The sequence below is a fragment of the Nocardia sp. NPDC050799 genome (assembly GCF_040654015.1).
Classification (GTDB): domain Bacteria; phylum Actinomycetota; class Actinomycetes; order Mycobacteriales; family Mycobacteriaceae; genus Nocardia.
The window spans coordinates 26,232-40,809 of record NZ_JBFAHF010000005.1 but is presented as its reverse complement, the minus strand read 5'-3'; the positions used below and the strand labels follow the sequence as shown (position 1 = coordinate 40,809).

At 70.5% G+C, this 14,578-nt stretch carries 13 protein-coding genes; 8 read left to right on the top strand and 5 right to left on the bottom strand.

Annotated elements, in window-relative coordinates; genetic code table 11:
- Position 1: 1 nt before the first annotated feature.
- Complete coding sequence (locus AB0H42_RS07175) at positions 2 to 1,033, bottom strand: alpha/beta hydrolase (protein WP_357051120.1); 1,032 nt, start codon at positions 1,031 to 1,033, stop codon at positions 2 to 4.
- Positions 1,034 to 1,304: 271 nt separating this feature from the next.
- Here AB0H42_RS07175 and mqo point away from each other — a divergent pair, with 271 nt between their 5' ends.
- The 6 genes from mqo to AB0H42_RS07145 all read left to right on the top strand — a co-directional run bounded on the left by mqo (position 1,305) and on the right by AB0H42_RS07145 (position 8,020).
- The gene (gene mqo, locus AB0H42_RS07170; protein ID WP_357051117.1) at positions 1,305 to 2,822 is read left to right on the top strand and encodes a malate dehydrogenase (quinone); all 1,518 of its coding nucleotides are present in this window, start codon (positions 1,305 to 1,307) and stop codon (positions 2,820 to 2,822) included.
- 129 nt (positions 2,823 to 2,951) lie between these two features.
- Complete coding sequence (locus tag AB0H42_RS07165) at positions 2,952 to 3,401, top strand: GNAT family N-acetyltransferase (RefSeq protein ID WP_357051114.1); 450 nt, start codon at positions 2,952 to 2,954, stop codon at positions 3,399 to 3,401.
- A 113-nt stretch (positions 3,402 to 3,514) separates the two neighbouring features.
- Positions 3,515 to 5,473 carry a VWA domain-containing protein gene (locus AB0H42_RS07160; protein ID WP_357051665.1) on the top strand — a complete coding sequence of 653 codons (1,959 nt, stop codon included), beginning with the start codon at positions 3,515 to 3,517 and terminating at the stop codon, positions 5,471 to 5,473.
- Positions 5,474 to 5,530: 57 nt separating this feature from the next.
- A complete protein-coding gene (gene cobO / locus AB0H42_RS07155; protein ID WP_357051111.1) occupies positions 5,531 to 6,145 on the top strand; it encodes a cob(I)yrinic acid a,c-diamide adenosyltransferase in 615 nt (204 codons plus the stop codon).
- A 67-nt stretch (positions 6,146 to 6,212) separates the two neighbouring features.
- Positions 6,213 to 7,619, top strand: a complete 1,407-nt coding sequence (locus AB0H42_RS07150; RefSeq protein ID WP_357051108.1) for a cobyrinate a,c-diamide synthase — start codon at positions 6,213 to 6,215, stop codon at positions 7,617 to 7,619.
- Positions 7,616 to 8,020 (top strand): cobalamin biosynthesis protein, encoded by a 405-nt coding sequence (locus tag AB0H42_RS07145; protein WP_357051106.1) that lies wholly within the window; start codon positions 7,616 to 7,618, stop codon positions 8,018 to 8,020. Before AB0H42_RS07150 ends, AB0H42_RS07145 begins: the two co-directional genes overlap by 4 nt.
- A gap of 77 nt (positions 8,021 to 8,097) precedes the next feature.
- Here AB0H42_RS07145 and AB0H42_RS07140 read toward each other — a convergent pair whose 3' ends face one another.
- Together AB0H42_RS07140 and AB0H42_RS07135 are read right to left on the bottom strand one after the other, a co-directional pair.
- Positions 8,098 to 9,228, bottom strand: coding sequence for a hypothetical protein (locus tag AB0H42_RS07140; protein ID WP_357051103.1), 1,131 nt, complete (start codon positions 9,226 to 9,228; stop codon positions 8,098 to 8,100).
- Position 9,229: 1 nt separating this feature from the next.
- On the bottom strand, positions 9,230 to 10,360 hold the full coding sequence (locus AB0H42_RS07135; RefSeq protein WP_357051100.1) for a phosphotransferase family protein: 1,131 nt from the start codon (positions 10,358 to 10,360) through the stop codon (positions 9,230 to 9,232).
- A gap of 232 nt (positions 10,361 to 10,592) precedes the next feature.
- Between AB0H42_RS07135 and AB0H42_RS07130 the strand changes: the two genes are divergently transcribed.
- Positions 10,593 to 11,309, top strand: coding sequence for a DUF305 domain-containing protein (locus AB0H42_RS07130; protein WP_357051097.1), 717 nt, complete (start codon positions 10,593 to 10,595; stop codon positions 11,307 to 11,309).
- Positions 11,310 to 11,348: 39 nt separating this feature from the next.
- Positions 11,349 to 11,759, top strand: a complete 411-nt coding sequence (locus tag AB0H42_RS07125) for a PPOX class F420-dependent oxidoreductase (RefSeq protein ID WP_357051094.1) — start codon at positions 11,349 to 11,351, stop codon at positions 11,757 to 11,759.
- Between the two features lie 28 nt (positions 11,760 to 11,787).
- On the opposite strand, the gene AB0H42_RS07120 is transcribed toward AB0H42_RS07125, so the two are convergent.
- Positions 11,788 to 13,236: an MFS transporter gene (locus AB0H42_RS07120; RefSeq protein ID WP_357051092.1), complete on the bottom strand. Its 1,449-nt coding sequence runs from the start codon at positions 13,234 to 13,236 to the stop codon at positions 11,788 to 11,790.
- Between the two features lie 39 nt (positions 13,237 to 13,275).
- Entirely contained in the window at positions 13,276 to 14,547 is a 1,272-nt protein-coding gene (cobA, locus tag AB0H42_RS07115) for a uroporphyrinogen-III C-methyltransferase (protein ID WP_357051089.1), read from the bottom strand.
- Positions 14,548 to 14,578: the final 31 nt, after the last annotated feature.

Sequence of the window (14,578 nt, the reverse complement as noted above, 5' to 3'; positions counted from 1 at the left end):
CTCAGGCCGGCCGAGCGGCCAGCCAGTCGAGCCAGTTGTCCAGTTCCCGGAAGGCCTCGGTCCGTGGGCCCTCGGCGGACAGGAACACATCGTGGCGGGCTCCGTCGATCGGGACGATATTGGTACGGCCGCCCAGACAGCCCGCCCAGCGCTGGATCTGCGCGACGTCCAGGACCGCGTCCGCGACATCCACCGCGGGCCCGTATGCGCGGGCGAATTCGGTGAGCTTGGATCGCAGCAGCAGCGCGGGCACCCCGATGTCCAGGCCGCGGTGCAGCCGCGCCTGACCCAGCCGGATCGCGCGCAACCACCCGGCCCGCACCGGGAAACCGTGCCGCGGCTTCCAGTCCAGGTCATAGTCCCATTCCCCGGCCAGGCTGTGGTGCAGGCTGTCGCCGTAGGCGCTGGATTTGCCCAGCGGCAGCGCCGACTTCGCCCGGAAACGGCCCACCGTGTTGATGAGTTGGGTACCCACGGTGCGCACATAGGCCGGGCCCTGCAGGTCGAACCACGGGCTGTTCAGCACCAGCCCGCTGATACCGGCGGCCGCCGTGCCCCCGGCGCGTTGCCGCCGGTCCAGCCACAGCGAGGTCACCAGGCCGCCGGTCGAATGCGCCACCACCAGCACGTTCGCCTCGGTCTCGGCGGCGATCAGCCGCAGCGAATCGTCGAGTTCCCGGTCGTAGAGGGCGAGGTCGCTGATGAAGTGGGGGGTCTGGCCGGTTTGTAGTGATCGGCCACATTTGCGCAGGTCCAGTGCGTAGAACCGGTGTCCGCGGGCGGCGAAGTGCTCGGCGACGTGCCGGTGGAAGAAATAGTCGGTGAAGCCGTGCACGTACAGCACCGCGTCGGCGGTGGCCACCGCATCGGCCGCGGGCAGATGCCGGACCAGGGTGGCGACGATATCCCCCTCGCCGTCGGGATCGGGCCCGAGTTCCAGGGTGCGGTATTCGTACCCGTCACCGAGGACATCCGGCTGCCAATCGGCGGTCCGGCCGAGGGCGCCGATACCGGCCGCGGAATCGTTCGTCACGGCCTCCAATCTAGGCGACCGATGAGTAGCAATGGCAGGCCCGAAGGTGACGAGGAGGAGGAATCTACGTCACAATCGCCGCCCTGGCTGCGGATTCCGGGCGTGTCGAGGTGCACAATTAGCAATAGTGAACGACGGGTAACCTACATTCGGCCGAGCCCGGAAGGCTCACCATCGCGACCCGTACACAACTGCACAAGAGCCCGTGCCCCAGCGGGCCGCATCCCACGGATGTGCGCCCCGCGCATCAGGACAAGGAAGTCGAACACCCGTGCCGAACGCTGCCCAGACTGAAAAGACCGATGTAGTCCTCATCGGTGCCGGCATCATGAGCGCCACGCTCGGCGCGCTGCTGCGTCAGTTGCAGCCGGACTGGTCGATCTCGGTGTTCGAACGGCTGGACGCCGCCGCGGCCGAGAGCAGTGATCCGTGGAACAACGCCGGTACCGGGCATTCGGCCCTGTGTGAGCTCAATTACAGCCCGCAGAGGCCGGACGGTTCGGTCGATATCAGCAAGGCTGTCGATATCAACGAGCGGTTCCAGGTCTCCCGCCAGTTCTGGGCCTACGCGGTGGAGAACGGGATCCTGAGCGATCCCTCCCGCTTCATCAACCCCATCCCGCACGTGAGTTTCGTGCACGGCGCCGCCGATGTGGAGTACCTGCGCAGGCGGTACGAGGCGCTCTCCCGGCACCCACTGTTCGCCGGGATGGAGTACATCGACAGCCCCGACGAGTTCGCCCGCCGGCTACCGCTGATGGCCCGCGGCCGCGATTTCTCCGACCCCATCGCCCTCAACTGGTCGGACGGGGGCACCGATATCGATTTCGGTTCGCTCACCAAGGAACTGCTCGCCCATATCGGTGCCAGCGGCGGGGAGATCGGCTTCGGTAACGAGGTTCGTAACCTGTCCAAGCAGAAGGACGGCAGCTGGAAGGTCACGGTGCGCAACACCCGGACCGGGCGCACTCGCACGCTGATCAGCAAGTTCGTCTTCGTCGGGGCCGGCGGCGGGGCGCTTCCGCTGCTGCAGAAGGCGGGAATCAAGGAGATCCGCGGTTTCGCGGGATTCCCGGTCTCGGGTCAGTTCCTGCGGTGTACCAATCCCGAACTGATCGCAAAGCACGGAGCCAAGGTCTACGGCAAGGCGGCGGTCGGTGCGCCGCCGATGTCGGTGCCGCATCTGGACACCCGCGTCATCAAGGGCAGGCCCGGCCTGCTGTTCGGCCCCTATGCCGGCTGGACCCCCAAGTTCCTCAAGGACGGCAGCAATGCCGACCTGTTCAAATCGATCAAACCCGGCAACCTGGCACCGATGCTCGGCGTCGGCGTCACCGAGTTGAGCCTGGTCAAATACCTGATCACCGAGTTGATGAAATCGCAATCCGGCCGGGTGTACACCATGGAGGAGTTCCTCCCGCGCGCCGAGGGCCGGGACTGGGAACTCATCACGGCCGGCCAGCGAGTCCAGGTGATCCGCCGTAAGGGCATCGGCGGTGTCCTGGAACTGGGTACCGCCGTCATCGCGGCGCAGGACGGTTCCATCGCCGGCCTGCTGGGCGCCTCGCCCGGCGCCTCCACCTGTGTCACCGCCATGCTGGACGTCCTGGAACGCTGCTTCCCGGCCGAGTACGAGCAGTGGACGCCCAAACTGGAGGAAATGGTCCCGTCGCTGGGTGTGAAACTGTCGGAGAACCAGCGCCTCTTCGGCGAGGTGTGGGACTGGACGGGTAAGGCTCTGCAGCTCACCCGGTCCGATACACGCGCCGGGGTCGCCGCCGGGGTCTGATCCGGGCAAAATCGCGCGCGACGGCCCGCGGGGTGGAACCTCGCGGGCCGTGCCGTGTCGCGGCCGCGCGCCACGGTGCGCCCGGGGCATTCGCGTGCATCTCGCGCCGAGGTGTGATAGCAAGGCGCGATGATGTCAACGGTTGCACTCCGGCGGTCATGGGCGCAGGATCTCGATACCCCCACCCTGTACGAGTTGCTGAAGCTGCGGGTCGAAGTGTTCGTGGTCGAGCAGAAATGCGCGTACCCGGAGCTGGACGGACAGGACCTGCTGCCGGAGACCCGGCATCTGTGGCTCGACGACGAGGGCGAGGTCATCGCCACCCTGCGCCTGCTCGAAGAGCACGAGGACGGCGTCAAATCCTTCCGGATCGGGCGGTTGTGTACCGCGGTCGAGGCCCGCGGGCACGGATACACCACCCGGCTGCTGCAGGCCGCCCTGGCCGAGACCGGATCGCACACCGTCCGGCTCAACGCGCAGACCTACCTGATCGATCTCTACACCAAACACGGTTTCGAGGTCGACGGCCCGGAGTTCATCGAGGACGGCGTCGCGCACGTACCGATGCGCAAGGGATAGCCACCCCGGGCCCTTCCGCCCGTCTCGGGCAGGGGAGGGCCGGGCCGGGCGACAGCACGTTTTAGAGTGGGGCCGTGTCCTCCACCGAAACCGCCCGGCCCGCATCCCGACCGATCGTCTCCGCCGCGGATGGCGGTGAGGCCGGGTTCCCGTTCTCCGCGGTGGTCGGACAGGAGCGGTTGCAACTGGCGCTGATCCTGTGCGCTGTGCATCCCGGTATCGGTGGCGTACTCGTGCGCGGCGAGAAGGGAACCGCGAAGTCCACGGTGGTGCGGGCGCTGGCGCGGCTGCTACCGCCGGTGGTAGACGAATCGGGCGCCCGCCCGGCGCGACTGGTGGAACTCCCGGTCGGCGCCACCGAGGACCGGGTCGTGGGCTCGCTCGATCTGGAGCGGGTCCTGCGCGACGGCGAACAGGCGTTCCGGCCCGGACTGCTCGCCGCCGCCCATCACGGTGTGCTGTACGTGGACGAGGTCAACCTGCTGCACGACCACCTGGTGGATGTGCTGCTGGACGCCGCGGCCATGGGCCGGGTGCACATCGAACGCGACGGTGTCTCGCATTCCCATCCGGCCCGGTTCGTCCTGGTCGGCACCATGAACCCGGAGGAAGGCGAGCTGCGGCCGCAGCTGCTCGACCGATTCGGCCTGACCGTGGATGTGATCGCCTCCCGGGACGTGGACGTCCGGATGGTCGTGGTCCGCCGCCGCCTCGATTACGAGGCCGATCCGAACGGTTTCGCGGCCGCCTACGCCGCCGCGGACGCCGAGATCGCCGACCGTGTCCTCACCGCGCGCGACCGGCTGCCCGAGGTCGCGCTCGACGATGTGGAACTGCGGCGTATCGCCGCGGTCTGCGCCTCCTTCGACGTCGACGGTATGCGGGCGGATCTGGTGGTGGCCCGCACCGCCGCCGCCCATGCCGCCTGGTGCGGGCGCGGCAGTGTCACCGCCGACGATGTGCGCGTCGCCGCCGAACTGGCGCTGCCGCACCGGCGGCGGCGGGACCCGTTCGACGAACCCGGGATCACCCCCGAACAGCTCGACGACGCCATGCGCGACGCGGCCGAGCAGGCCGGCGATCAGCAAAACGCACCGGCCGACGACGAGGCGCAGGGGTCTCGGGGCCCCGCCGATCCCGACGACGACCCGGACGGTCCCGGTGGCGGCGCCGAGGCACCCGGTGCGGACACCGAGACGAGCGAGAACTCCGGCAACCCGGATGGCGCCGGCGGGGCCGGGCAGACGAGCGCGCCGGTCGCGGCACCGGTCCGGCCGCCGCGCTGGGAGGTGCCGGGTGTGGGCGAAGGAGCGCCCGGCCGGCGGTCCCGCGCGCAGACCCGGCAGGGCCGCGTGGTGAACTCGACTCCCGAGCCCACCGGCGGCCTGCATCTACTGGGCACCCTGCGGGCCGCGGCGCCGCATCAGCGGGCGCGTGGCCGGCGCACCGGGCCACTGGTGCTCGCGCCCGGCGATCTGCGCGGGGCGTACCGCGAGGGCCGCGAGGGCAACCTGGTGCTCTTCGTGGTCGACACCTCCGGTTCCATGGCCGCCCGCGACCGGCTGTCCGCGGTGACCGGCGCGGTGGTGACTTTGCTGCGCGATGCCTATCAGCGGCGCGACAAGGTCGCGGTGATCTCGGTCCGCGGCAGCGAGGCCGAACTGGTACTACCGCCCACCTCCTCGATCGATATCGCCGTCCGCCGCCTGACCGGGTTGCGTACCGGCGGGAAGACTCCGCTGGCCGCGGGGTTGCACACCGCACGCGAGGTGGTCTACCGGGAACGCGTCCGCGACCCGCAGCGCCGGCCGATGCTGGTGTTGCTCACCGACGGCCGCGCCACCGGCGGAACCGATCCGGTGCCGCGGGCCCGCGCGGCGGCCGACCGGCTCGCCCGCGACGGTGTCACCTCCGTTGTCGTCGACTGCGAACGCGGCATGGTCCGGCTGGGACTGGCCGCCGAACTGGCGGCCGCGCTGGGCGGTACGGCCGTCCGGCTCGGCGAATTGACCGGTGCCTCGGTGGCCGAGGTGGTCCGCGCGGGCGCCTCCGGCGGCGCGCGCGCCGCGTGAGCCCGGTTCCGGCCCGTACCGGACGAGCACGAAATCCGAACCAGATCAGGAGAACTCATGCCCCAAGGGGTGCCCGAGCATGTACCCGACGACGGGCTGACCACCCGGCAGCGCCGTAATCAGCCGGTTCTCGCCGTGCACACCGGTCCGGGCAAAGGTAAGTCCACCGCCGCCTTCGGGATGGCGTTGCGCGCCTGGAACCAGGGTTTCGATGTGGCGGTGTTCCAGTTCGTCAAGAGCGCCAAGTGGAAGGTGGGGGAGGAAGCGGCTTTCCGCGAGCTCGGCCGGCTGCACGGCGAGACCGGTGTGGGCGGGCCGGTGCAGTGGCACAAGATGGGCGAGGGCTGGTCGTGGACTCGTAAACAGGGCACCGAAACCGATCACGCGGCCGCGGCGCTGGCCGGCTGGCAGGAGATCGCGCGGCGACTGCGTGCCGAGGAGCACCGGTTCTATGTGCTCGACGAATTCACCTACCCGCTGAAATGGGGGTGGGTGGATGTGGCCGAGGTCGTCGACACCCTGCGCGCGCGTCCGGGCAACCAGCATGTCGTCATCACCGGCCGGGACGCGCCGCCGGAACTGGTGGAGGCGGCGGACCTGGTGACCGAAATGACCAAGGTGCGCCACCCCATGGACGCGGGACGCAAGGGGCAACGGGGTATCGAATGGTGAGCCGGTCCCGGGGTGCCGGGATCCGGTGCGCGGGCCGCCGGTCCCGCTCGACCGGGAATGCCGGGCGATGAGCGCCGCCCCGGGGATAGTGCTCGCCGCGCCGGCCTCCGGCAGCGGGAAGACCACTGTCGCCACCGGTCTCATCGGTGCGCTGCGCGGTGCGGGCCGCCGGGTGGCCCCCTTCAAGGTGGGGCCCGACTACATCGATCCCGGCTATCACGGCCTCGCCGCCGGACGCCCCGGTCGTAACCTGGATCCGGTGCTGGTCGGGCACGACCGGATCGCCCCGCTCTATCGCCACGGTGCCCGCGACTGCGATATCGCGGTGGTGGAAGGGGTGATGGGTCTGTTCGACGGACGGATCGACGAACAGGCCGCCGACCCCGTCGCGGAAGGCTCCACCGCCCAGGTGGCGAGCCTGCTGGGCCTACCGGTGGTCCTGGTCGTGGACGCGCGCGGGCACAGCCAGAGCCTGGCCGCACTGCTGCACGGGTTCGCCACCTTCGACTCCGGTGTGCGGCTGGGCGGGGTGGTGCTCAACCGGGTCGGTAGTGCGCGGCACGAGCAGGTGCTGCGCGCCGCCTGCGACCGGGTGGGCCTGCCCGTGCTCGGCGCGCTGCCCCGGCTGGCCGAACTCGAGGTCCCGTCCCGGCATCTGGGCCTCATCCCGGCGGTGGAACACGGCCTCGCGGCGCGGCGCGCGGTGGACGCGATGACCGATCTGGCCACGCGTCATATCGATCTCGCCGCGGTCGTGGCGCTGGCCGCGGCGCCGGAGTCCGGGCCGAGCTGGGACGCGGACCGGGAACTCGCGGACGACGTCGCGCTGCCGCACGGGCCGGATCCGGTGATCGCGGTAGCCGGTGGACCCGCCTTCACCTTCGGCTATGCCGAACATCGGGAACTGCTCACCGCCGCGGGCGCCCGGGTCGTCGTGATCGACCCGCTGCACGACACCCTGCCGGGCGAGGCCGCGGGCCTGGTGTTGCCGGGCGGATTCCCGGAGGAGCACGCGGGAACGCTGGCGGCCAATACCGGACTGCGCGCCGCGGTGGCGGAGCGAGCCCGGGCGGGGCTGCCCGTCCACGCCGAATGTGCCGGGCTGCTGTACCTCACCCGATCCCTGGACGGTCATCCGATGGCGGGCCTGATCGACGCGGTCGCCGAGTTCGGACCCCGCCTGACCCTGGGATACCGAGACGCGGTGGCGCTGGCCGATTCCGCGCTGTGGCGGACCGGTGAGCGGGTACGCGGCCACGAATTCCATCGGACCCGGCTGGTGGAATCCGGCGGTGCCCCGCCTGCCTGGGGGTGGCGTACCGCCGGGGAGCAGTGGCGCGAGGGTGCGGTCGTGCACCGGGTGCACGCGTCCTACCTGCACACCCACCCGGCCGGAAACCCGGACGCCGTGCGCCGGTTCGTCGCCGCCGCACGCGCCCATCAGCGCACCCGCCCCGCGGCGCGCGCACGGTGATCGGCGGAGACCGGCGGTCCGGAGCCGCCCCGGCACCCTGCCGTGAAGAACTCGCGGTCGGTCTCGGCCTGCGCCCGGATCCGTCCGCCGAGCAAATTCTCGCGGTACTGGTACAGGCCTTCCCCGGGCAGCGGATAGCCTGCCTCGCGACCCTGGATCGCCGGGCCGGGGAGCCGGGGCCTCGCGACGCTGCCGCCGTACTGGGCGTGCCACTGTTCGGCTATTCCACCGAGCGGCTGGCGCGGGTGCCGGTGCCGAACCCATCGGAGCGGGTAGTCGCCGCGCTGGGTATCCCCGGTGTGGCCGAGGCCGCCGCGCTGCTGGTCGGCACCGGGCCGTTGCTCGTGCCGCGGCGGGTGGTCGGGGGCATCGTGGTCGCCGCGACCGCCGCGCACGATTAGACCGGGCCGGCGCACCGCCGGTCTGCCGGAGGGAGAGCGCTTCGACCACGCGTGCCGGTCGTCGTCGACCTCTGACGCTAGGGCGCCACCGACAGCAGATCCGCGAAACCGGTGGGGTCGTGCCGGCCGACGCTCGCGTGTTCGAACAGTCCCCAGCCCTCGGCGTCCCCGCAGCGGGCGTGCGCGATGTGGTCGGTGACGCCCCACGGCATCCGCCCGGCGATCGCCGGATCGGTGAGGTCGTAGCTGTTGGCCCACGACCAGTCGCGGCCCTTCCACTGCCCGTGCTGCCAGTCCGGGTCGCCGCCGTAACCGCAGCCGATGTGCAGCGGTATCCCGGTGACGGTGCGGATATCGATGGTCAGCGGTTTCCCGTCGGGAGTCCGCAGTTCCAGGCTCGCGCTCTCGGGATGGCGGCTTCCCGACCGGTAGTCGATGGTGATCCGCGGCCAGCCCAATTGTTCCACCGATCCGTCCGGGAACACCCGGACCGCATCGTTGAGGGTGCGGTAGCCGTCGGGGCTTTCCTGGATGATCACCACTACCGCGAAATCGTCGAATCGCAGCGGCACGTACAGCCACCAGAACCCACCGGCACCTTCGGCGGCGGCCCGGCCCGGCGGTTCGGCCTCACCGACGGGGCGGATACCCCAGGAGCGGTCCCGGGTGCCGGTCCAGATCGCCGGGTCCACGGTGATGTCCTCGCCGCCGATCGCGAGCGTGCCCGCCCACGAACCGACCTGGGCGAAGCGGGAGGCGTCGAGGGTCGGACGGTTGCCGGCCAGCATGACGTGCGGCTGCTCCTGCACGGCGGGGAAGGCGCCGGTCCAGGTGAGGTCGAGGCCCAGGTCCTCGTGTTCGCACACCACCCGGATGCGGCGCAGCGGTTCGACCACTTCGATCCGGTAACCGCCGACCGCCATATCCAGACTCCGGTCGCCGCGTGCGTCGGAGAACCGCACGGAGGTGATCTCGTCGCCGCGGCGTACCGCGGCGTAGGCGTCGGCGACACCGAGATTCGGGTAGACCCCGAATCCGGTCACCAGCATGATCGCGCCGTCGCGGTTGTGCGCGTTGAAATAGCTGCGGTCGTAGAAGTTCCGGTCGCTGGTCGCGGCCCGGGCGATGGGCAGCGGTGCCTGGTGGATCGGGTACTCGTCCAGGGCCCCCGGGGCGGTGGCCGGGGTGTGGGCGGTGGTTTCGCTCATCTCAGTCCCATCCGTAGGTGCCGTCGAGCAGGGCTTCCAGGGTGGCGCGGTGCATGATGTAGTCGTCACGCTCCGCCGGGGCGGTGTCCTCGCCCATATGGATCATCCGGCGTTTGATCCGGGCCATGACGATCGCGTGCCGCAGCGCGGCATAGGTGAGGTAGAAGTCCAGGTCTGTGACGGTGTGTCCGCTGACCTTCTGGTAGTGCGCGACGACCTCGTCGCGGCGCAGGAAATCGGGAAGGCCGGGGAAGCCGAATCCGGTGGCGATGTCCTGGAAGAAGCGGTGCAGGAAGATCATCCAGGCCAGATCGAGTTCGCGCGGGCCCAGTGTGGCCATCTCCCAGTCCAATACGGCGACCGGGGCGAACCCCTCGTAGATGATATTACCGGGCCGGGCATCACCCCAGCTCAGCACATCGGGACCGGGATCGTCGGGAAAGTTGCGGTCCAGCCAGTCGAAAGCGCTTTCGATGAGCGGGATCTCGTAGCCGTCGCCGGCCAGCGCCCAGTGGTACCAGGCCCGGTCCGCTTCGATATGGCGGCGTAGCGCCGTGCCCGGCCCGTCGAGTTCGGGGAACCGTCGTGCCGGTTCGGGCAGCGCGTGGATCCGGGCCAGGACATCGAGGGTGTTGCGGGTGAGTTCGGCCCGCTCGGCGGTGGTCGCGTCGTAGAGCCAGCCCGCGAACACGTAGGGCGGATTGTCCCCCGGGATGCGGCCGGGTACCCGGTCCATCACGAAGAACGGCGCACCGCAGGCCGCGCTCCCGGTTTCCAGCCAGCGCAACCGTGGTACCGGGACATCGGTGGCGGCGGCGATTTCGGTGATGACCCGGTACTGCAGTTCCAGATCGTATTTCTCGAAGACCGGGAACGCGCCTTCCTCCGGGATCATCCGCGCGACGAAGGCGCCCCCTTCGGTGCGGCCGCCGGATTTCCAGTGCGCGTCGAAGAGCACCGAGGCGCTGGACAGGCCGCCGGACAGCGGCCGCTGCAGATCACTGATGACCGGCGGTCCGTCGGCGCCGACCCGGTCCCGTAACCACTCCGAGAGTTGTCCCCCCAGCGCGTCCAGATCGCGTTCGCTGGTGGTGAGCCGCATATGTTCGGTGGGGTTCACATCGTCGGGCATCGTCGTCCTCCTGACGCCATCCGGCCTCGGCGCGGAGACCGCCCGGTCTCGGCTGACAGGTCACCGGGCCGCCCGCGTGCGGGAGACTGTAACGTGTTTCAGTCTCGGGCGGTGCCGATTCGGCGGATCATCGGTCTGCCGGAACATCGCGAATCGCTCCCCGCGCGCGGCCGGCCGACCATAATTCCTGCTATGGCCGGGGCGAGCCGCTCGGCCGGGTGGGAGGACCACGATGAGCGTGACGCTGTGCCGGCGCGACCGCGGGTGGTGGGGCGCGGCGGCGGGATCGTCCCCGGCCCGGCAGACCGGGCGGGCCCGCATAAAGCGTTTACGCGACGCGATCGCCGTGCTGGTGGCGGCGGTGCTGCTCCTGGCGCTGGGGACGGCGTTGCGCCCGCTGTTCGTCGACGACCCGGCGGCACCGGAGGTGCTGTCCGCCACGGAGATCGGATTCGTCCAGGATATGGCCGCCCATCACCATCAGGCACTGGTGATGGTGCAACGACTCGATCCCGGCGTCGCCCCCGCGGTGCAGGGTTTGGCCCGGCAGATCGAGGACACCCAGCTCTCCGAGATCGGCACCCTGCTGGGCTGGTTGCGGCTGGCCGGAGCGCCGGCCGCGGGCGCGGAGCCGATGGGCTGGATGCCCGCGCGGACCCACGATCATCACGCCGCCCACGACCCGGCGGCGGCCGTGATGCCGGGGATGGCCACGCAGGCCGAACTCGACAGCCTGTCGGCCGCGCGGGGCCGTACTGCCGCGGTCCTGTTCCTGCAACTCATGCAGCGCCATCACGACGGTGGTATCGCCATGGCCCGGGTGGCCGACGCGCTGCTCACCGAGGGGGTGGTGAAACAGGTGGCCCGGGAGATGATCACCGCGCAAACCCAGGAGTCCGGCCTGATGACCTTGCTGCTGGCGGAGCTGGCGGCGGATCCGCCGGGCTGAGCCGGAATGAACGCCCCCCGGAGCCGGTTGCTCGTGTGCATGAGCGCTATCTCGTTGCCCGACACCGTCAAGCAGTACATCGACGATGCCAAACTGTTCGTGACAGTGGCCACCATCGGCCGCGACGGGCACCCGCATCTGACCGTCACCTGGATCGACCGGGACGGCGACGAGTTGCTCTACTCCACGACGACCGACCGCGTCCAGGGCAAGAATCTGGCCCGCGATCCGCGCATCTCGGTTCTGATCGCGCCGCCGGACAACCCGTATGTCTACGCGGAGATCCGCGGTACCGCCACCCTCACCCCGGACCCCGACCTGCTGGTCGGCGACCGGATGTCGATCAAGTACACCGGCAAGCCGTACGCTGAGTTCAATCCGGCCGCGGTGGACGACGGCCCCCGGGTGGCGGTGCGGATCACCCCGACCAAGATCACCGGGAGGCTGTGACGCCGGGTGACCGGGTGGGTCGCCGGGGTCAGGCCGCCTGGGCTTCGTCCTGGGCGTGCTGAGCCCGGGCGACCTCTTCCGCGGTGTAGCGCAGGGTCAGCGCGATCAGGCCCACCAGCAGCCCGCCGATCGCGGCCACCAGCAGGGCCAGGGTGTAGCCGTCACCGAGTGCGGTGATCTCCGCCGCCGTCATCTCGGCCGGTTTCTTGATGGTCCCGCCCTCGGACAGGGTCCGGGAGGCGGCCAGCGGAGTGAGCACGCCGATGGCGATGGGGGTCCCGAGGTTCAGGAACATCTGGCCGATCGCCGACAGCGGGCCGATCTCGTCCGGCGGCACCCCGACCAGCACACACAGCGGAATGAGCACCATGGCGATACCGATGCCGAAACCGATCACCGAGAACAGCGGCAGCAGGGTGGACCAGTAGCCGACGTCCGCGTCCAGCGTCGAGCCGTAGCCGAGGCCGGCCATCAGCACCACCGCCGCGCCGACCAGCAGCCACCGGGGCGCGATGTGCAGGGCCAGCCGGGTGGCCACCGCGCTGCCGAGGCCGACGCCGACGGTGAACGGGATGAACGAGATCCCGGCGACCAGCGGGCTGTAACCGACCACGTTCTGTACGAACAGGCCGGCGAAATAGGTGGTGGCGCCGAGCACGCCACTGGCGAGCAGGATCACCACGAAGGTGGCGACGCGGTCGCGGCTGTCGAACAGCGTCCATGGCAGCAGGGGATTGTCCACGTGCCGTTCCGCGAAGACGAAAACCGGCAGCAGCACCGCGCCCGCGATCAGGGTGCCGTAGACCAGGGGGTCACCCCAGCCGAGTTCCGGTCCCTCGGTGGCGCCCCAGACGATCAGGGCGCACGCCAGGGTGCCGAGGAACGCGCCGCGCACATCCAAAGTGAGCCGCTGATGGTGGGTATCGCGGAGCGCGACCAGCGCGCCGATCACGATGAGCACGCCGATCGGCACATTGATCAGGAAGATCCACCGCCAGCTGGCCTCGGTGAGTGCCCCGCCGATCACCAGCCCGCCGACCGAGCCCAGCGCGACCATCGAGCCGAAGATGGCGAAGGCCTGGTTGCGGACCTTGCCCGGGGCGAAGGTGCTGGCGACCAGCGCGAAGGCGGCGGGCGCGGCGAGTGCGGCGCCGGTGCCCTGGAAGGCTCGCGCGGCGATGAGCATCTGCTCGCCCTGCGCCAGCCCGCACAGCATGGAGGCCAGCGTGAACAGGCCCACACCGAGGACGAACATGCGCCGTCGTCCGAACGAATCGCCGATCCGGCCGCCGAGCAGCATCAGGCCGGCGAACGGCAGCCCGTAGGCGGTGATGGTCCACGCGCTGCCCGAACTGGACAGGCCCATTTCCTCCTGCAGCCGCGGCAGGGCCAGGATCACCACGGTGCCGTCCAGCACCACCATCAGCTGTAACCCGCTGAGCACGAGAATGGCGAGGCCGAAGGCTCGTTTCGTCACCGGATATTTGATAGCTGGGGGGTTATCGAGCACAGTGGGTCACTGTAACCGACCGTCGCCGGCCGCTACCGGCGCGGCGCTGAACCCGGCCGTGGGCCCGATCACAATGATCGCGGGCGGCCGGATCCCTTCGGCGCGGACGCGTTCGGCCACATCGGCGAGGGTGGCCCGCAATACCCGCTGGCCACGCAGGGTGCCCTCCTGGATCACCGTCGCCGGGGTCTCGGCGGGGCGGCCACCCGCGCGCAGGACGGCGGCGAACTGTTCGATCCGCTCCACCGCCATCATCAGGACAAGGGTGCCGCGCAGCCGGGCCAGTGCCGGCCAGTCGACCAGCGAATCCGGGTGGTCCGGTGGAATATGGCCACTGACCACCACGAATTCATGGGTGACACCGCGATGGGTGACCGGGATGCCCGCGGCTGCCGGCACCGAGATCGGGCTGGTGACTCCCGGCACCACCGTCACCGGCACCCCGGCGTCTACACAGGCCTCGAGTTCTTCGTAGCCGCGCCCGAATACATACGGGTCCCCGCCCTTGAGCCGGACCACGAATTTGCCCGCCCGGGCGCCGTCCACCAGGGCCCGGTTGATCGCGTCCTGTGCCATCGAGCGTCCGTACGGGATCTTGGCGGCGTCCACGACTTCGACATCCGGGCCCAGCTCGGCCAGCAACTCCGGCGGGGCCAGGCGGTCGGCCACCACCAGATCGGCCCGGGCCAGGAGCCGGCGGCCGCGCACGGTGATCAGATCGGGGTCGCCGGGCCCGCCACCGACCAGGGCGACTCCGGGGGCCATGGGGGTCGCGTCGTCGGTGACCACACCCGATTGCAGCGCTTCCAGCAGCGCCGTCCGGACCGCGGCCGAGCGCCGATGCCTGCCGCCGGCCAGTACGCCCAGGGTCATCCCGTCGTAGCGGGCGGTGGCCGGGGTGACCGCCGTCCCGGACTGCGCGTGATCGGCGCGGACGCAGAAGATCCGGCGCCGGGTGGCCTCGGCGACGACGGCGGCGTTGGTCTCCGGCCCGTCGGTGCAGGCGATGGCGTACCAGGCGCCGTCGAGGTCACCGTCGGCGTAATCGCGCAGGGTGAGCGTGATCTGGCCCGCGGTGGCCATCGCCTCGACCGCGGGGGTGGCCTCCCGGGTGATCACCTCGAGGACCGCACCGGCGGCGATGAGCAGGCCCAACCGGCGCTGTGCCACGCTGCCCCCGCCCACGACGACGACCCGGCGTCCGTTCAGATCGAGTCCCACCAGGTAGTTCGAGTCCCCGGCGGACAGGTTGTCGGTATCGGCTGACGTGTTCGGCACAAGGCTCGAGCCTACGGCCCGGGGCGGCGTG

Coding starts and splice junctions, on each gene's coding strand:
- AB0H42_RS07165 (WP_357051114.1), top strand. CDS start 2,952: ATGATGTCAACGGTTGCACTCCGGCGGTCATGGGCGCAGGATCTCGAT.
- cobO (WP_357051111.1), top strand. CDS start 5,531: ATGCCCCAAGGGGTGCCCGAGCATGTACCCGACGACGGGCTGACCACC.
- AB0H42_RS07150 (WP_357051108.1), top strand. CDS start 6,213: ATGAGCGCCGCCCCGGGGATAGTGCTCGCCGCGCCGGCCTCCGGCAGC.
- AB0H42_RS07140 (WP_357051103.1), bottom strand. CDS start 9,228: ATGAGCGAAACCACCGCCCACACCCCGGCCACCGCCCCGGGGGCCCTG.
- AB0H42_RS07135 (WP_357051100.1), bottom strand. CDS start 10,360: ATGCCCGACGATGTGAACCCCACCGAACATATGCGGCTCACCACCAGC.
- AB0H42_RS07130 (WP_357051097.1), top strand. CDS start 10,593: ATGAGCGTGACGCTGTGCCGGCGCGACCGCGGGTGGTGGGGCGCGGCG.
- AB0H42_RS07125 (WP_357051094.1), top strand. CDS start 11,349: ATGAGCGCTATCTCGTTGCCCGACACCGTCAAGCAGTACATCGACGAT.